Raw genomic sequence first — 17,782 nt, 5'->3', positions numbered from 1 at the left:
TTAACGGTCTTCGCCTGGCTGTAGTAACCAATGGAGTGTGTATACAGGGATTAGGGTACTGGGTCATAACCACTTCCGCCCCAAGGATGGCAGCTCAAAATTCTTTTTATGGCCAGCCATCCGCCTTTAAAGAGTCCATGCTTTTGAAGTGCTTCCAGGCTATATTGAGAACAGGTGGGGGAATAGCGACAACTGGCAGGGGTGAGTGGCGATATGAAGTTTTGGTAAAACTTAACCAAAAGAACAAAAGGAGCTATTAAAATTTTTTTCACCTGTTTACTGTTTTGGTTCCACTTTAAGACAACTTAAAAAAAAACGCTCGTCAAACCCTGGGCCTATTTATAAGGGGCATTAGGTATGGGGGGCATTTATTGCCGTATATGTTAATTCCTGAAGGCGACTATTAGGAAAGACTAAAAGTAGTACCCTCCTTGCCGTCCTTAAGCTGTATTCCCATTTCGGCCAATTGGTCCCTGATCTTGTCAGAGGTAGAAAAATCCTTATTGGCCCTAGCCTCATTTCTCAGTTGTATTAAAAGTCCAATTACATTGGACAACTTATCAGAATTCTGTGAAATACTATCTTGATTTTCCAGGCCTAAAATTTCAAAAACAAAAACCTGCATGGCTTCTTTAAGGAGGTCTTTATCCGCTTTGGAAATGGTTTCCCTGCCTTCCTTAATTAGATTGATGTGTTTTACCCCTTCAAATAAATTCGCTGTTAACATGGGGGTGTTAAAATCATCGTTCATGGCATCATAGCCTTTTTGCTTCCAGGCTTCTACATCAAAATTGGATGTTGCAGCGGTTGGTAGTTTATCTAGACTGTTCAGGGCATCCATTAATTTGTTATAGCCTTTTTCAGAAGCGGAAAGGGCTTCATCACTTAAGTCCAATATGCTGGTATAATGCGCCTGCATCATAAAAAAACGGACTACAGCGGGTGCGTAAGGCTTGCTTAAAATGGTGTTTTCTCCAGAAAACATTTCATTGGGCAAAATATTGTTGCCCGTAGACTTGGCCATTTTTTTTCCGTTTAATGTCAGCATATTGGCGTGGAGCCAATATTTTACGGGAGCATGCCCGTTGCTGGCTTCTGCCTGTGCAATCTCGCATTCGTGATGGGGAAATTTAAGGTCCATTCCCCCTCCATGAATATCAAAGGTCTCCCCAAGATATTTTGTACTCATAGCCGTACACTCCAAATGCCAACCAGGAAAACCGTCACCCCAGGGTGAAGGCCATCTCATAATATGCTGACTTTCGGCTTTCTTCCACAAAGCAAAATCCTGCGGATTCTTTTTTTCGTCCTGAGCGGTCAATTCACGGGTGTTGGCTATCATGTCCTCTAACTTTCTGCCACTTAGCTTGCCGTAATCATTGGTTTCGTTGAATTTTTCTACATCAAAATAAACCGATCCATTAATCTCATATGCGTACCCCTTTTCCAGGATATTTTTTATAATCTCTATTTGCTCTATTATATGCCCAGTGGCAGTGGGTTCTATACTAGGGGGTAGAAAGTTAAATTTCTCCAGGATGCTGTGGAAGTCCAAGGTGTAACGCTGAACCACTTCCATAGGTTCTAACTGCTCTAACCTGGCTTTTTTTGCAATCTTATCCTCGCCGTCTTCCGCATCGTTCTCCAAATGCCCAGCGTCTGTTATGTTCCTAACATAGCGAACCTTGTACCCCAAATGTTTTAAATACCTAAAGATCATGTCAAAAGACATAAAGGTCCTGCAGTTTCCCAAATGTACATTGCTATACACCGTAGGTCCGCACACATACATGCCCACATGGCCTTCATTAAGCGGTTTAAAATCTTCTTTTTTTCCGGTAAGGGAATTGTAAACTTTTAGTTTTTGGTTTTGGTACAATGGCATTTTTTAGCTGACAATTAGAATTTAGTGTCAATATTTATATAGTCCAAGAATTCTCGTCTAACGGCCTCATCCTTAAATTTTCCACCATATTCGGCCGTAACGGTACTGCTTTCTATATCGCGTATACCTCTGGAATTCACACATAAATGTTTGGCATCTATAACACAGGCTACATCTTCGGTACCCAAAACCTCTTGCAGTTCCCTGACAATCTGGATATTTAGTCGCTCTTGTACCTGTGGTCTTTTGGCGTAATAATCTACAATCCTGTTCATTTTGGAGAGTCCCACTACAGTACCCTTTGAAATATAGGCTACATGGGCCTTACCAACGATGGGCAATAAGTGGTGTTCGCAAGTGGAGTATAGGGTGATGTTTTTTTCAACCAACATTTCACCGTACTTGTATTTATTGCTGAATGTAGATGATTTCGGTTTACGTTTTGGGTGCAGCCCAGCGAAAATTTCCTGGACAAACATTTTGGCAACCCTGTTTGGGGTGCCTTTAAGGCTGTCATCCTCCAGGTCAAGCCCCAAGGTTTGCATTATCTGGGTGACATTTCCCTTTATACTTTCAATTTTTTCTTCATCGCTTAGCACAAATGCATCCTTACGTAAAGGCGTATCCTGGGCAGCAGAAGCGTGATCGTCTCCCAACTCTTCAAAATGCTTTTCCAACGCGTTGTTAATTTTCATTAAGATATGACTTTTTAAGGGTGCAAAGATATACATTATATGCCACTTTATACCATGTTTACTTCGTTACACAACATAAATTAGTGTTAAGGAAACTAGGGGCTTATTTTTGAATTACCCTAATTATGTAGCTATTTATGAGAAGGTTGGTCATGGTTTTTGGAATTGTGTGGTTAATGGGTACCGCTTTGATATTGGCCCAAGTTGCCCCAGATTGTGCCAATGCCGTTCCTATATGCAACAATACTCCGGTTAATGGGGGTACCAATGGTTTTGGGATTGATGATTTTAATAATGAGGCCAAATCTGGTTGCTTGGAAAAAACACTTTCTGGGGCTATTGAGTCTAATGCGGCTTGGTATAGGTTTAGGACCGGTGCATCCGGGCAATTGGGTTTTGATATAGGTTTTGATGCCAATGAGGATTGGGATTTTGCCCTGTACAAGGCAAGTGATTGTGGTTCCCTGGGAGACCCCATAAGATGCAACTTTTTTGATAATAGGGACGGCAACAACTATATTGGTGTTGGGGAAGATCCACAAGGGGCGGAGGACAATGTGCAATATGAGGCATGGCTAGAGGTACTGCCCGGAGAAGATTATTACCTCTTGGTAAATAACTTCAGTAATGTTAATTCTGGATTTTCAATACAGTTTACAGGTCATATTTTTGTTACCAATCCTTATGATGCCTTGGATTGTTCCATTGTTAGTAATCTACTAGGGCCGCCCATTGCTGCCTGTGACAATGAAAATGTGGTGCTTGATGCTTCCACTCCCAATGCGATAAGTTATTCCTGGTATAAGGATATTGGGGGTGGCTTTGCCGTAATCCCTGGAGAAAGCGGTGCTACTTTAACGGTTATGGAAGAGGCTTTTTATAGGGTAGAAGTAATTGTGCCATCCTCAAATAATATTATTAGTGATGTGCAAGTAGGATTTTCCACGGCACCCTCATCCTTTGCGGTGACCGATGAGTATCTCTGTGCGGATATGGAATTTTTTGACTTGACCTCTAAGGATCCTTCGGTTTTGGGTGGTCAATCTTCCCAAGAGGTTCGTGTTAGTTATCATAACAGTAATGCCGATGCGGAAGCGGGAATAAATCCATTGCCGGGACAATATGGCCTGGTGGAAGGGGAGCATACAATTTATGTTAGGACAACATCGGTACTAAACCCTAAATGCTATGATGCATCCCAGCGTTTTAATATAGAGGTGTATCAGCCTTTGGTACCCAATTTTCCTCTTGAAGTGTTTTTATGTGAAGGAGAACTCAATGCTTTTATTGGGGAGTCATCTCCAAACCCGGATTATGATTATCAGTGGAGTAGTGGTGAGAATACTTCGGGCATAACGGTAAGTACGGGGGGGCAGTATAAAGTAGTTATTAACGATAGAATGGGAAGACCGGTTTGCGACAACACCTTTGTGGTGCAGGTATACGCTTCCAAAACACCACATATTAAAGAAGTGGTTATTGAGGATTTACAGGCCCAAAATACCGTAACTGTAATTCCCGATAGGGAAGGCGATTTTGAATATTCCCTTGATGAGGGCAGCTTTCAGTCCGATAATGTTTTTTATGAGGTATTGCCTGGAGCCCATAAGCTAAGCATGTTAGATCTAAATGGTTGTGGAACTGCTACCGAAAGCATAGTGGTGGTAGGGTATCCAAAATTTTTTACGCCTAACGGTGATGGGGTAAACGACAGTTGGCACATTATAGGGCTTTCAAGTTTGGAAGACCCAATGGTGCTGGTATATGATAGGTATGGAAAATTGCTAAAACAGTTGTCCCAAAATAATTTAGGTTGGGATGGTACCTATAATGGCAAATCCTTGCCTTCGGACGATTATTGGTTTAAACTGAGTTATTTGGATAAAGATGGGCAGCGGACAATGGCCAAATACATAAATAATCATTTCTCCCTAAAGCGATGATGGTATATAGATGAGGTTCCTGTATTGCTCAAGGGGCATCAAAATTGTAGGTGTACATCTCGGGTATTGTTATTTTTTGTTAAATCATTTTTCATGCTTGTTATGGGTAGGTGTCCGGTTTTTGATGTCCAATTCCAGCTTTTTTAGGTGTAATATGTAATGGAGGGAATACTAAATCTATTGCAATAGAGTTATTATATTTGACTTAATAATGTATTTAGCCCCAATGTCTATGCGAGCATTTAGCTGTTCACTGTGTTTTATTTTGTTGATTTTTAGTGGTGTAAGTGCGCAAAATTCCCCGGATTGTAGGTCTGCTATTCCTGTTTGTGCCGATGAGACTATAATGGGTACCGCTGACGGTTCTGGAATTGATGATTTTGACCCCGATCAGGTTAGGCAGACAGGCTGCTTGGAAAAAGGGAGTAATATTTCTGCCAATATAGAAAACAATACCTCCTGGTATGTATTTAGAGCGGGAACGGACGGCCAAGTGGGCTTTGATATTGAAGCATTGCCTGTGAGCGGTAATACAATTACTGCGGAATGGGATTTTGCGGTATATGGCCCGGATATAGATTGTCTGGAAATAGGTACGGCAGCGGTAGAGCCAATTCGTTGTAATTATGAGACCAATAATACCCGTTATACCGGGGTAGGGGTTAATCCTGAGAATGGAGAGGTAGGCGCCCCCTTTGTTAAGCAAAGTCAGAATACCTATGATGAATGGTTGGATGTTAAAGCAGGGGAAATTTATTATATCCTTATTAATAACTGGAATACCAATTTTGATGGGGACCCAGAATCCTTTATGTTGACGTTTACAGGAAGTAGTGTGGATGCCGATCAGGATAATGCATTGGATTGCACCCTTAGGGATGAGTTTTTAGGCTTGGATATTGTGGCCTGTGAGGACGATCCGGATATCACTTTGTCTGCGTTGAACTCCCCCTTTGGTCCGGATATTGCCAGTGCAACATGGACGGTAGACTATGATGATGATGGCACCATAGATGCTACTTTGCCAGGATCTGGGCCATCGGGAGCAGAATTGGTAGTACGTAGCCCTGATTCTGGGCGTTACTTTGTTGAATTGACCAATAGTTTCGGAAATAATGTTGGGGATGACATATTGATAACCTATTTTGGAACACCCGTACTGCAAGAAGTTATTGTTAGGGATGATCTCTCGGATAACAACATAGTGGAAATTGTGGTGGCCAATCCCGATGGAAAGTATGAATATGCGCTTAATGGAGGGGAATTTCAGGATGACCCCGTTTTTAATAACGTACCGCCAGGTCTCAATACGGTAATTATTAATGATAAGAATGGATGTGGGACTACAGAACCTATCGAATTTTTGGTGGTGGGGTACCCCAAGTTCTTTACGCCCAATGCAGACGGTATCCACGATCGTTGGAATGTATATGGCATCTCTACACTAACTGATCCCGTAGTGTTTATTTTTGATCGCTACGGAAAGCTTCTCAAACAAATAGATGATACAACCATTGGTTGGGACGGCACCTTTAATGGTAGGCCTATGCCCGCCTCCGATTACTGGTTTAAAATGGACTATTCCCAAAATGAGGGCGGAGTAATAGTGGCCAGATCCGTAAGGAGTCACTTTAGCTTAAAGCGATAATCCCTTAAAAAGGGACTGCCTGTAACCAATTATCCGTGATTTTATAAAGTAAAATACCCCACCCCTTCCAAGGGCATAGCCTTGATTTGGATTATCTGTAATGATGCGCAACAAGAAATAGATGCATGTAATCTGCATTAAAATAGGTCAATGGTGGTACTAACCCATTACAGAAAATATGTTAAATCCTTTCTTATTTGTAATTCTTTAATTCTTCTTCGGTCCAGTATTTTTGTCTGTCCTTGGTCTTTTCCCTGACCTTCTGCACTGTTTGTGGGTTAATTATTCCGGCCTTATTGTCCAAATTGGTCCGTATATAACTTAGAACCGAAGCTATATATTCATTGGTCTGTCCTTTAAGTGAAGGCATTACATCTGAGTACTCTTTACCGTTTATGGGACCAGTTAGTCCGTGGAGAAGAATACTGATCAATTTTTCTTGATCTCCATTCACAAATGCCGATCCGGATAGTGGTGGAGCCAAATACCCACCATCTTCTACCGGTACGCCTTTTCCGTTTTTACCATGACAGGTAGCGCATAATTGAGAAAAGTTTTTGGCACCATTTATGACCATATCTCTATAGTATGGGTGTTTGTCCACAAGCTTTGCCCTTAAGTCTTTCCACGGGTCACTATTGCTTCCCAGTAATTTTCTATTGGCAAAGGCCAATAGATTTTCATTGTTTTCTTTCGCTTTAAGATCATTTAATAGGTCATTTCCACCTTTGGGTTGTGCATATTGCAGGGAGAGGATAACTTGTTTACGTACGTTTATATTGGAAGTGTTGGCTAATTTTTTAAACTTGGCCAATACTTCAGTGTCGTTATTTTGAAGATAGGGCTCTCCTAGTTCCAAAGCTACCTTTTGCAGCTGTGGATCTTCATCGTCCATTACTGAAAGAATCACAGATTTGTCTAGCGCTCCCAATCCTTCCAATGTCCATAGCGCGTGTATACGGCCAAGATGGGATGCTGGGTCTTTCCAAAACATGAGTTTGTCGGCAATAGAAGATTTTCCTAAGACCAACTCCTCCAGTTGTGGAACAATAGATTTGTCTTCCCGCAGAATAATTAGTTTTTGGGCATTGTCCCGCCACCAACCATTAGGATGGGATAAGTATTGCAGTAGTTGATTGGTGGGTGTGTCCAATAATTGTGGTTTTGGTGTCTGCTGATGATCTTTTTTAACAAGTCTATAAATACGTCCACGCCCAATATTCTTGTCCAACCCATGTTCCACGATCACGGGTCGTAAATAGCTCCCCTCTTTTGTCCAGTTGCTTTCCTGGATAATTCCTCGGTACATATCTACGATATATAGGGATCCATCTGGCCCTGTGTAGGTGTTTACCGGCCTAAAATTCATATCGTTGGAGGTTATGAACTCCTGTTGGTCATAAGCGTTTTTTAGTACAATTTTCCCATCCTTGTCGGTTACCTTGGCCCTTCTAATGAGTCGGCCTACAGGCTCACAGACAAACAGGTCCCCTTTCATGCTCTCTGGTAAGGTATCTCCTCTATACACCGTTTGCCCACAGGGCGCTGTAAAATGGTTTAGGGTTATGTTTTCCCTCAGTCGCTTTTGCCCACCTTGTACATCGGGAGTGGTTACTCCTGGCCAAGTAGCTTCGAAGCCTTTCTCTAACTGTCCTTCAAGGTCTAGGTTACCGTATTTAGGATTTAATTGAAAGCCATTGGCTGGTACTTCCCGTCCTGCTATAGAAAAGAAAAGGCGACCATAGTCGTCTTTGCCAATGCCCCATTGGTTAAACGGAGCATCCATTAAGGTGTCTGCTACCATTTTGTTGTCTTTAAATTTGAACCTAACAGGGGACCGGGCCATATAAATCCAATTATCCAAGTTCCAAGCAAGTCCACTACGTTGGTGTTCCAGGTTTCTTGTATCCCTTTTGGGGTTATTGTAAACCAGTTTTTTTTCATCGGCTTTACCATCACCATTGGAGTCGCTATAACTCCAAATGTTGTTCGTATATGTTTCCCCAACCAAAAGCCTATCGTCTAATGCCAAAATGATACGTGGAAGTAAAAGACTGTCAATAAATACCGTGCTTTTGTCCATTTTGCCGTCCCCATCAAGGTCTTCCAGCATGGAAATCCTGCTAACAGGTTCATTGGTGCCGGTTCCATCCACATCCTGCATATAGGTTCTCATTTCAGCCACAAATAATCGTCCGTTGGGATCCCAGGAAATAGCCACAGGCTCCGATATCATTGGTTCGCTGGCTACTAATTGCAATTCAAACCCCTCGGGTACTGAAATTGATTTTATGGTCTCCTCAGGGCTTTGTGGAGTGTAAATGGGCTTGGTCTCAGCCACGGAGGGTCTTGGAATATGTCCTAGAACATCTACTGTATTTGTTTTTGGTTGTTGTTTACAGGATAAAATCAACAAAGTGAATAGTAATACGGCAAAACGAAGGGGGTGGCATTTTAAGTGACTCATTCTTTGGGTTTAATGATTTTAGAAAAAATAAACAACAGTTGTCTACTTTTTAAAGGTTTCCATTTGCAACTTTAATAGGTATTCTTTTTACAACCATCCTGTACTGTACTGTTTTTGTCAAAAATTATCAGTGACATTTTTATTCATTGTTTCATTATCAAATTAATAGAATGTCACGGCAAATTTATAGGTATTCCCAACCCATTTTTTGGGATATTGTGACTGTAAAAAACTATTAAGATTTAGGATAGGTGCATTATTGATTGATCCTAGGGCTTTTTCAGAAATGTTGTCTATTAATGGTGAAATTAACTTATCCAAGGGTACCAATAGCAGATGGTAACGGACAGATGTAGCTACAATACTTAGGGTGGGTAAGCTGGCCTATAGTGGATGATGTGTTCGTGGGGTGTATGTTATTTGGGGAGTTGGCCTTCTGCCTATGCATTTGTATTATTGGTGTCCGGTTGAAATAGCGGACTGCAAGAGTGGGTATTGGTAAAAAGTCCGGCTTATGGTCTGCACTGGCCATAATAAAAAGCCGTCCCAATATTATTATTGAAACGGCTTCTTGTTTATAAAGTTTTCAGCGCTAAAAGTTTAGTGTATACCCTAAGCTTACTACTGTATTTTTGTTGGTGATGGCCGCCGCTGTAGGCAGGCCAGTGTCATATAAATGTTTGTCTGTGTCTTGGGTGGCATAGTTGTAGGATAGGTCTAATCTGCTTCCGCCAAAATTATAACCAATACCTCCTGAATAACCGTTTAGGTCGCCTATGGTCCCACCGTTGGCATACGGACTTTGTTCAAAGCGGTATCCTGCTCTTAGGCTTACTGCTTCAATGCGGTATTCGCCACCTAATTTAAAAGTGGAAACGGCGCTTAATTTGTCGGAAATATAATTGTTTTCTGCAGCAAAACTAGGGTCTGAATTAGGTCTTAATTCTGCTTTGGACATATCTTGATAACTGTAGTCGAAACTTAAAAGGCCTTGGCGCCCAAAGATAATGGCCAAACTACCGGTAAGTTTTTCCGGTATTTTAATGGTGTAGTCTTCATATATGTTAACGACATTGAAATTGATATATGAAATATCGTTGTCGGCCAGGTCCGAATTAATCTTTTGGGACGTTTCGTCCGTTAAGTTGTACCAAGTGGGAGACTGATAGCTACCACCTATTCTAAAGTTTTCATTGAGTTTGCCTATGGCTCCAAGACTAAATGAAAAACCGCCACCTTCTGTTCTTAGAAGATTGTCAAAGGTTATGGTTTGTATTTCAGAATCCGAATCAAAGCCCCTTTCTGTAAGTTGGCTGAGTTTGTCGAAAAATACGCTGTGAAAATTTAAAGAGGCACCAAGGTATAGGTTGTCACCATATTGTGATGCTAGGTTAGCGGTAAATTTACTATTGTAACCAGCGGTACTTTGGGAGTACTGCTGATTTACACTACTGTATTTTGCGTTGGATATATAATCTGTATTATTATCGTCCGAGAAATCTACCGGGTCTATGATACCGCCGTAGTAGCCTAAAAATGCTTGTTGGTCTACAAAGCCCAGGGTGTTTCCAATATCCAGGTAGGCCTCCTCAATGTACTCTCCGTCCTTTATCAGTAATGGACCAAAGGGCACTCCGTTGGCATAATCCAAAAAATAATTATCTATACCTTGATTACTGTTTCCGGTGATATACAGTTCGTCATCAAAATTCTTTACCAGATCGTAATTAAAGGCCAAGGATATTTTTTTCCATTCCGTATTGTTATTGGTACTTTTAAAAACAAATACACCACCTACTTGGTTAATGTCTACCGAATTTAAGGAAGCCTGGCTGGATCCGTTGAAGTACATCGCATCATTTTTTGCGTTGTAATTGGATCCGGTAACGGAAAAGAGGCTGTTGTTAAAAACGGCGGATCCCGCTGGATTTACATTTAAGGACGACATATCGCCGCCCAGGGCACCGAAGGCACCATTTAAACCTTGAAAGCGCGCCGTGCCATAAGAGTTCTCTCCGCTATACCGCAAAACATCATTAATGTTCTGGCCGCTGGCAAAAGCACATACCAATAGTAGTATGAAAGTGTAGTTCCTTATCATTGTAAAATTATTTAGAAAATATTCGTTGAATAATGGGCATAGAGTCTAGTTACGTCTTCCGCTACTTCTTCCACTGCTCGAGGACGACCTGCTGCTACTGGAGCTTCTCACACTTCCACTAGAGCTTCTAGAGCTACTGGAACTTCTATATGTTCCACTGGAAGAGGACCTTGTGGGAGAACTACTCCTATAGGTGCTGTTTGAAGATCTTGTAGAGGAACTCCTGTTGTAGGTAGAAGTTCTTGGAGTTGTGCTTTTGTACGTACTTCTGTTGGGAGAACTACTTCTATAGGTCTGATTGCTGCGTGTGCTGCTATTGTATTTTGGGACTGCCCTTGTGCTTCTACTAGTCCTGTAAGACCTGTTTCTTTCCATTGCATCTACCCCAACTTTGCTCCTAGAGGTAGTTCCTGTGTTGGACCTGCTATAGCGACTAGTGGTATTGCTTCTGTTTACATTGCTACGTGAAGGAGTGCTCCTATATCTACTGGTAGCTTGTTGTGCTGTGGTATTTTGATTGGACCTTCCCCTTAGGGCAGTGCTATTTAGGGTGCTACGGGAGTTGTAAGTGCCTCTTCTACTGGCGTTGTAAGCATAGCTTCTGTTGTAAAGGTTGCCATATCTACTACGGGAATAGTAGTAGGGATAATGGCGATAGGGTCTGTAATAATAGGGAGAGTAATAATAAGGGTGGTAATAGCCTCCCCAGCCGTAGTATCCATAACCTCCCCAGCCCCAATTGTTCCATCCGTAGCCGTAACGGTTCCATCTCCAAGGATTGTAGTGCCCGTAATAGCCTCCATAGAAGCCACCGTAAAATCCACTATATCCCCATCCAAATGGGTAACCGCCCCATCCCCAATTGTTATCGTATACGTTAATGTTTACATTGGTTGGGTTGTCTCCCCAAGCAGCATATCCGTTGTAATCGTTATTGTCGCCATTATATTGAAAACTTTGATCAACATATATACTGTCGTTCTCTACATCAGAATAATATCCGTCCACATCGGTAAATACTTCGCTCTCCAAAATTTCCCCATATTCGTTGGCCTTTTGATCAAAATAATCGCCAAAAGCATCCTGTTTGGGTGCAGGTTGGCTGGTCCTAGGCTGCTGGGTAACCCTAACCTGTTCCGTTCTATCCGTGTAAATACCATCGTTATCGTAATATGATGCTTGCTGGTAAGACCCGCAAGAACTCAATATTACACTCAGGAATACAACGGTTATCGCTATATGTATTCTTCGGTGGGGTAGAGAATGTATCATCGCTGTAAATTTAATTGTTGAACTTTGTAAAAATAGTTAGTTTTGCCGAACTATTTTATATTAATAAAAGGTCGCAAGTTTTGTGCCAAACTTACTAGTATGGGTAAAAAGTTAACGAAAAGAGAAGAGGATTATTCTAAATGGTATAATGAACTTGTTGTAAAAGCGGATCTGGCTGAGAGTTCGGGGGTTAGGGGCTGTATGGTTATTAAGCCTTATGGTTATGCTATATGGGAAAAGATGCAGGCCCAATTAGACAAGATGTTTAAGGAAACAGGTCATGAGAATGCTTATTTTCCGTTGTTTATACCCAAGTCATACCTTAGTAAGGAAGCCAGTCATGTTGAAGGTTTTGCCAAGGAATGCGCTGTAGTTACCCATTATAGGTTAAAAAATGCCGAAGATGGAAGCGGTATTATAGTGGATCCTGATGCCAAGTTGGAGGAAGAACTTATTGTGAGACCAACCTCTGAAACCATTATTTGGGACACCTATAGAAGGTGGATACAATCTTACAGGGATTTGCCACTACTGGTGAATCAATGGGCCAATGTGGTTAGGTGGGAAATGAGAACGCGCTTGTTTTTAAGGACCGCGGAATTTTTGTGGCAGGAAGGTCATACGGCCCACGCTACGGAAAAGGAAGCTATAGCCGAAGCAGAACAGATGATGCATGTGTATGCCGAATTTGCTGAGGAGTATATGGGGGTTCCGGTTATAAAAGGAACCAAAACGGCCAGTGAGCGTTTTGCAGGTGCTGTGGAGACCTATTGCATAGAGGCCTTGATGCAGGATGGAAAAGCCCTGCAGGCAGGTACTTCCCATTTTTTAGGCCAGAATTTTGCCAAAGCCTTTGATGTTAAGTTCGCAAATAAAGAAGGAAAGCAAGAGCATGTGTGGGCTACCTCATGGGGGGTTTCTACCCGCTTGATGGGGGCTTTGATTATGACGCATAGTGATGATAACGGATTGGTATTGCCACCAAAATTGGCGCCCATACAAGTGGTGATCGTTCCTATTTATAGAGGGGAAGATCAGTTGGATGCCATTTCGGAACGAGTAGCACCATTGGTAAAAGAATTGCGATCCAAGGGCATATCGGTTAAATATGACAACAGGGATACCCATAAGCCCGGCTTTAAGTTTAATGAATATGAACTAAAAGGAGTTCCGGTGCGTTTGGCCATAGGTCAAAGGGATATGGAAAATGGTACTTATGAGGTGGCACGTAGGGATACTTTTGAAAAAGAGACTGTAGCTGCCGATGGAATTGTTGGGAAAATAGAGTTTTTATTGGAGGATATTCAGAAGAATATTCACAAAAAGGCTTTGGAGCATAGGGAAAATCATATTACCGAAGTTAATTCCTATGAGGAATTTAAAGAGGTATTGGAAAATAAAGGAGGTTTTCTTTCGGCTCATTGGGACGGTACCCCGGAAACTGAAGAACGTATCAAAGAGGAGACAAAAGCCACTATACGTTGCATTCCCATTGATGCGGAAGAGGAGGAAGGAAGCTGTATGGTAAGTGGAAAGCCTTCCCTAAAAAGGGTGCTTTTTGCCAAGGCGTATTAAAAATTTTAAAAAAAATTATTTTGCTCTTGCGATAGTAAAAAATAATTGTATTTTTGCATCCGCAATTAAGCAATATAATGGTCCGTTCGTCTAGGGGTTAGGACGCCAGGTTTTCATCCTGGTAACAGGGGTTCGATTCCCCTACGGACTACAAGAGTAAATTTGAAATTTTGGAGTATTGACAAGAAGGTTATATTTTTGTTCAATAGTTAACCAAATAATGGTCCGTTCGTCTAGGGGTTAGGACGCCAGGTTTTCATCCTGGTAACAGGGGTTCGATTCCCCTACGGACTACATAGTGAATGTAGGGAGATATCCCGATAAAAAATTAATTAAATAGAAAATGGCAAATCATAAGTCAGCATTAAAGAGGATTAGAAGGAACGAAGCGGTTAGGTTGCGTAATAGATACCAGCATAAAACAACTCGTAACGCTATTAGAAAATTGCGTTCAGAGGAGGATAAGAAGGCTGCTGAAACGTTATTGCCAAGTGTAGTTAGTATGATTGATAGGTTGGCAAAGCGAAATATTATTCATAATAATAAAGCTGCCAATTTAAAGAGCAAATTAACTAAGCAAGTAGCTGCGCTTTAAGAAATTTGAAAATTCATTATAGGAAACGCCCATTCGCAAGAATGGGCGTTTTTTTTGTAATATGTTTTTTTGATTGCCAGGGTGTAGGTGGACTCCGGTAGGTAAGTGTGATCCTGTTATTAAAATATTGTAATGATTAATGTTGGTTGTTTTTGAGTTTAGGTAATTACAATGATTCCTATTATATTGGGGGTTGTATTATTTCTGGATTTAAACTTTTTAAAGGTGAAGCTAATGGGATTATTGGGCATTAAACAAAAATGGGGTTTAATTATATTGGTATTTTTTATTGCTTGCAAGACGCAACATGAAAAATTGGATAGTAAACAGTTGACCGAAGTGGAACATGGGCATTCCCATCCACATTCGCATTCACATTCACATTATCCAGTGTACGATTCCATTGCCGCCCATAAGTTGATATTTCCTTCCCAAGTGCCCGATAGGGTTATTGCTAATTTAACAGCAGATCCAGCGCATAGTTTTGCGGTTAATTGGAGAACGGACCAACATGTTAAATCGGGGGAGCTCCAGATAGCCCTTGCCACGGATGGTCCAGAGTTTTTATTGGAAGGGGTAAGGAAGATCAGGGCCAAAAGTCAAATATTTGAGAACCAGAATAGAAAGGAGCCTCTCGTAAAAGCGGTTTATCACTCAGTTGTGGTAGATGGTTTAAAACCAAAGACCACCTATGTCTATAGGGTTGGTGATGGCAAGGATGGTAATGATGGGTGGAGTGAATGGTTCCAGTTTACTACGGCCAGTGCTGCCCCGGATGAGCCCTTTAGTTTTATATATTTTGGCGATGCCCAGAACAATGTAAAATCGCTTTGGTCAAGGGTAATTAGAAATTCTTATAGAAAATTTCCGGAGGTAGATTTTATGCTTCATGCCGGAGACCTTATCAATGATAGGGATGCCAATCTGGAATGGGGAGAATGGTTTTATGCCGGTAGTTTTATTCATGCAACGGTTCCTAGTGTGATGACCCCGGGGAACCATGAATATAGGGATGGTGTACTAACCTCTTTATGGAAACCACAATTCACTTTGCCCGAAAATGGCCCCATTGAGGAATTGCAAGAAACGTGCTTCGTAATTGATTATCAAGAAATGAAATTGATTTCTATTGATAGCGAAGGTTATGATGAAAGTATGGAAGCACGGTCGGCGCAGATAAAATGGCTAGATTCCGTTTTACAATCGAACACTAAAAAATGGATAACCATTTTCACGCATTATCCGGTTTATTCAACCAAAGAAGGGCGGGACAATTGGGAGTTGAGAGAAGGTATAAAACCTTTAATAGATAAATATAAGGTGGATCTGGTACTGCAGGGACATGATCACACCTATGCTCGCGGCTATGCGGATAATAAAGGCAAGGGGTTAACCTTGGTTGATGATGCGGGTACCGTGTACGCAGTTTCAGTAAGTGGTCCTAAAATGTATGAATCCCAGGATCAGGACTGGATGGTAAGGAGGGGTGAGTATACCCAACTGTTTCAAATTATTACCGTGGCCCAGGATACGGTAAAGTATGAGGCCTATACACCTATAGGTAATTTGTACGATGCCTTTGATCTTGTTAAAAAAGATGATAAAAAGCAACTTATTAACAGGGTGCCGGAAAGCCCGGTTCGTCTAAGGAAAAATTTTTTGAAAGAAGATAAATAGTAGTGTATTAGGAGTCAAAACCTCTTGGTACGGTATTGTCTAGGGGTTACGCCTTTTATTTCCTTGAATTTTCTGTTGAAGTTGGCAATGTTCTTAAATCCACATTGTTCGGAAATGATAGAGATGGATACATCTGGGTTTTCATAAATAATTTTACAGGCATTTTCGATACGAATTTCAATTAAGAATTGAAAAAAGGTTTTGTTGGTTCGCTTTTTAAAATACCGGCAAAATGAATTTTTGCTCATATTTGCCTTGTCTGCTATTTCATCCAGGGTGATGGGTTCAAAATAGTGTTCCATTGCATATTTAAAGACTGTGTTCATTCGTTTCCCTTCATCATCCGTATATTTCTTTTTGTAAACAAATGAAGAAAGAGGTCTGGTTTGGGCCTCGCTGATCAAACTGATGATTTTAAGCAGTGAAGCAATGCGTTCTATTTTATTTTGTTGGTTTAGTTTGTGGAAATGCTTAATGATTTTCTTTTTGTTGGTAAGCACCTTCATGCCATATTCCGAATCTTTAAAGAATTCACGGATATCGGCCATATCACTCAATTCAAAAAAAACGTTTCCGAAGGATGTTTGTGTGAAAAATAGGCTGTACATAATGGATTCTTCGGTTTTGTTTGGGTCGCTTTTAAAAACATGGGGCACATTGGCACCCAATACCAAGATGTTGTTCTCCTGAAATTCATTTATGGTGTCCCCAACTATAAAGGATCCGCGTCCTTTTATGATAAGGCTTATTTGTATCTCACTGTGTTGGTGAAGTTCGTCATAAAATATCCTTCCCCGGTCTTCTTGGTAGACCAAGGCTTCGTTTTTAGGCTTGGGTATTTTAAAGGGTAAAACTTTCAAAGTTTAATTTTTTGTAAATATTACTTAAAAATATCACTTAGGTCATATAATTTGGTAATATAGTATGATATTAGGCTAATTTATGTAGCTTCCTTTATTGAGGTAACATATACTTTTGTGTAAAAATATATGATCATGGTAAATTGGAAAGGCGTAATGCCAGCAGTAACTACGCAATTCACCTCTAAAGATGAATTGGATTTAGATTTGTTCAAAGTGAACATTGAGGCGCAATTGGATGCCGGTGTTCATGGGATTGTTTTAGGCGGTACGCTAGGTGAAGCAAGTACCTTAACAGATGAAGAAAGACGTGTTCTTACAAGGGAAGCGGTTAAATTGGTAGAGGGGAAAGTCCCTGTGCTAATGAACATTGCGGAACAAACTACCAAAGCGGCTATAAATTTGGCAAAAACTGCTGAAGAAGATGGCGCCAAGGGGTTAATGATGTTGCCGCCAATGCGTTATAAAGCCACGGATGCCGAAACGGTAGCCTATTTTAAGGAGGTTGCAAACAGTACTTCCTTGCCTATAATGATTTATAATAACCCGGTTGATTATAAAATTGAGGTAACACTTGATATGTTTGCAGAATTATTGGAGGCATGTCCAAATATCCAGGCGGTAAAAGAATCTACCCGTGATACTACAAATATTACCCGTATTAAGAACAGGTTTGGGGATAGGTTGGCTATAATGACTGGGGTAGATACCTTGGCATTGGAGAGCTTGCTTCTTGGAGCCGATGGTTGGGTAGCTGGTTTGGTGGATGCTTTTCCTGAAGAAACTGTAGCTATCTATGAACTTCAAAAAGCAGGGAGAATCAAGGAGGCCTTGGATATTTATAGGTGGTTTATGCCTTTGTTGGAGTTGGATATTAGTCCTCAGTTGGTGCAAAATATTAAACTTGCCTCTGTCTATACTAAAATTGGATCTGAATATGTTAGGGCTCCTAGGAAACCTTTATCGGGTAAAGAGCGCGAAGCAGTGGTTAAGATTATTGAGGATAGCCTTGAAAACAGACCACAATTGCCAGATTATAAGGCTTTGAGCGTTACCGCTTAAAA

13 protein-coding genes and 2 tRNA genes are annotated in these 17,782 nt (G+C 41.1%); 8 read left to right on the top strand and 7 right to left on the bottom strand.

Going from position 1 to position 17,782, the window contains the following annotated elements; translation table 11 throughout:
- Positions 1-50: 50 nt before the first annotated feature.
- From yidD to folE, 3 genes are all read right to left on the bottom strand, one after another.
- Positions 51-272 (bottom strand): membrane protein insertion efficiency factor YidD, encoded by a 222-nt coding sequence (gene yidD, locus EHW67_RS10910; RefSeq protein ID WP_126162407.1) that lies wholly within the window; start codon positions 270-272, stop codon positions 51-53.
- A 131-nt stretch (positions 273-403) separates the two neighbouring features.
- Positions 404-1,885 (bottom strand): cysteine--tRNA ligase, encoded by a 1,482-nt coding sequence (cysS, locus tag EHW67_RS10905; RefSeq protein WP_126162406.1) that lies wholly within the window; start codon positions 1,883-1,885, stop codon positions 404-406.
- Positions 1,886-1,899: 14 nt separating this feature from the next.
- Positions 1,900-2,580: a GTP cyclohydrolase I FolE gene (folE, locus tag EHW67_RS10900; protein WP_126162405.1), complete on the bottom strand. Its 681-nt coding sequence runs from the start codon at positions 2,578-2,580 to the stop codon at positions 1,900-1,902.
- Between the two features lie 137 nt (positions 2,581-2,717).
- On the opposite strand from folE, the gene EHW67_RS10895 reads away from it, so the two are divergent.
- Positions 2,718-4,523, top strand: a complete 1,806-nt coding sequence (locus EHW67_RS10895) for a T9SS type B sorting domain-containing protein (protein ID WP_126162404.1) — start codon at positions 2,718-2,720, stop codon at positions 4,521-4,523.
- Between the two features lie 232 nt (positions 4,524-4,755).
- Positions 4,756-6,171, top strand: a complete 1,416-nt coding sequence (locus EHW67_RS10890; protein WP_126162403.1) for a T9SS type B sorting domain-containing protein — start codon at positions 4,756-4,758, stop codon at positions 6,169-6,171.
- Positions 6,172-6,364: 193 nt separating this feature from the next.
- Here the strand turns inward: EHW67_RS10890 and EHW67_RS10885 are convergent, their stop codons facing one another.
- The 3 genes from EHW67_RS10885 to EHW67_RS10875 all read right to left on the bottom strand — a co-directional run bounded on the left by EHW67_RS10885 (position 6,365) and on the right by EHW67_RS10875 (position 12,011).
- Complete coding sequence (locus tag EHW67_RS10885; protein ID WP_126162402.1) at positions 6,365-8,638, bottom strand: DUF7133 domain-containing protein; 2,274 nt, start codon at positions 8,636-8,638, stop codon at positions 6,365-6,367.
- Positions 8,639-9,230: 592 nt separating this feature from the next.
- Positions 9,231-10,739: an OmpP1/FadL family transporter gene (locus tag EHW67_RS10880; RefSeq protein ID WP_126162401.1), complete on the bottom strand. Its 1,509-nt coding sequence runs from the start codon at positions 10,737-10,739 to the stop codon at positions 9,231-9,233.
- A gap of 45 nt (positions 10,740-10,784) precedes the next feature.
- Positions 10,785-12,011, bottom strand: a complete 1,227-nt coding sequence (locus EHW67_RS10875) for a hypothetical protein (protein ID WP_126162400.1) — start codon at positions 12,009-12,011, stop codon at positions 10,785-10,787.
- A 99-nt stretch (positions 12,012-12,110) separates the two neighbouring features.
- Between EHW67_RS10875 and proS the strand changes: the two genes are divergently transcribed.
- The 5 genes from proS to EHW67_RS10850 all read left to right on the top strand — a co-directional run bounded on the left by proS (position 12,111) and on the right by EHW67_RS10850 (position 15,858).
- Positions 12,111-13,586, top strand: coding sequence for a proline--tRNA ligase (gene proS, locus EHW67_RS10870; protein WP_126162399.1), 1,476 nt, complete (start codon positions 12,111-12,113; stop codon positions 13,584-13,586).
- Between the two features lie 79 nt (positions 13,587-13,665).
- Positions 13,666-13,737 (top strand) — tRNA-Glu (locus EHW67_RS10865).
- 71 nt (positions 13,738-13,808) lie between these two features.
- Positions 13,809-13,880 (top strand) — tRNA-Glu (locus tag EHW67_RS10860).
- Positions 13,881-13,929: 49 nt separating this feature from the next.
- The gene (rpsT, locus tag EHW67_RS10855) at positions 13,930-14,181 is read left to right on the top strand and encodes a 30S ribosomal protein S20 (RefSeq protein WP_126162398.1); all 252 of its coding nucleotides are present in this window, start codon (positions 13,930-13,932) and stop codon (positions 14,179-14,181) included.
- Positions 14,182-14,352: 171 nt separating this feature from the next.
- Positions 14,353-15,858: a purple acid phosphatase family protein gene (locus tag EHW67_RS10850; RefSeq protein ID WP_238389898.1), complete on the top strand. Its 1,506-nt coding sequence runs from the start codon at positions 14,353-14,355 to the stop codon at positions 15,856-15,858.
- Positions 15,859-15,872: 14 nt separating this feature from the next.
- Here EHW67_RS10850 and EHW67_RS10845 read toward each other — a convergent pair whose 3' ends face one another.
- The gene (locus EHW67_RS10845) at positions 15,873-16,718 is read right to left on the bottom strand and encodes an AraC family transcriptional regulator (RefSeq protein ID WP_126162397.1); all 846 of its coding nucleotides are present in this window, start codon (positions 16,716-16,718) and stop codon (positions 15,873-15,875) included.
- A 135-nt stretch (positions 16,719-16,853) separates the two neighbouring features.
- Between EHW67_RS10845 and EHW67_RS10840 the strand changes: the two genes are divergently transcribed.
- Positions 16,854-17,780, top strand: a complete 927-nt coding sequence (locus tag EHW67_RS10840) for a dihydrodipicolinate synthase family protein (protein WP_394343588.1) — start codon at positions 16,854-16,856, stop codon at positions 17,778-17,780.
- Positions 17,781-17,782: the final 2 nt, after the last annotated feature.

Source organism: Arenibacter aquaticus (assembly GCF_003957295.1).
GTDB classification, from domain to species: Bacteria; Bacteroidota; Bacteroidia; order Flavobacteriales; family Flavobacteriaceae; genus Arenibacter; species Arenibacter aquaticus.
The sequence above is the reverse complement of the archived record's forward strand: the minus strand, read 5'-3'. Positions and strand labels throughout refer to the sequence as shown.

Bases quoted from the DNA above. Each gene is read 5' to 3' on its own strand.
- cysS (WP_126162406.1), bottom strand. From the start codon at position 1,885: ATGCCATTGTACCAAAACCAAAAACTAAAAGTTTACAATTCCCTTACC.
- folE (WP_126162405.1), bottom strand. From the start codon at position 2,580: ATGAAAATTAACAACGCGTTGGAAAAGCATTTTGAAGAGTTGGGAGAC.
- EHW67_RS10895 (WP_126162404.1), top strand. From the start codon at position 2,718: ATGAGAAGGTTGGTCATGGTTTTTGGAATTGTGTGGTTAATGGGTACC.
- EHW67_RS10890 (WP_126162403.1), top strand. From the start codon at position 4,756: ATGCGAGCATTTAGCTGTTCACTGTGTTTTATTTTGTTGATTTTTAGT.
- EHW67_RS10885 (WP_126162402.1), bottom strand. From the start codon at position 8,638: ATGAGTCACTTAAAATGCCACCCCCTTCGTTTTGCCGTATTACTATTC.
- EHW67_RS10880 (WP_126162401.1), bottom strand. From the start codon at position 10,739: ATGATAAGGAACTACACTTTCATACTACTATTGGTATGTGCTTTTGCC.
- EHW67_RS10875 (WP_126162400.1), bottom strand. From the start codon at position 12,011: ATGATACATTCTCTACCCCACCGAAGAATACATATAGCGATAACCGTT.
- proS (WP_126162399.1), top strand. From the start codon at position 12,111: ATGGGTAAAAAGTTAACGAAAAGAGAAGAGGATTATTCTAAATGGTAT.
- rpsT (WP_126162398.1), top strand. From the start codon at position 13,930: ATGGCAAATCATAAGTCAGCATTAAAGAGGATTAGAAGGAACGAAGCG.
- EHW67_RS10850 (WP_238389898.1), top strand. From the start codon at position 14,353: ATGATTCCTATTATATTGGGGGTTGTATTATTTCTGGATTTAAACTTT.
- EHW67_RS10840 (WP_394343588.1), top strand. From the start codon at position 16,854: ATGGTAAATTGGAAAGGCGTAATGCCAGCAGTAACTACGCAATTCACC.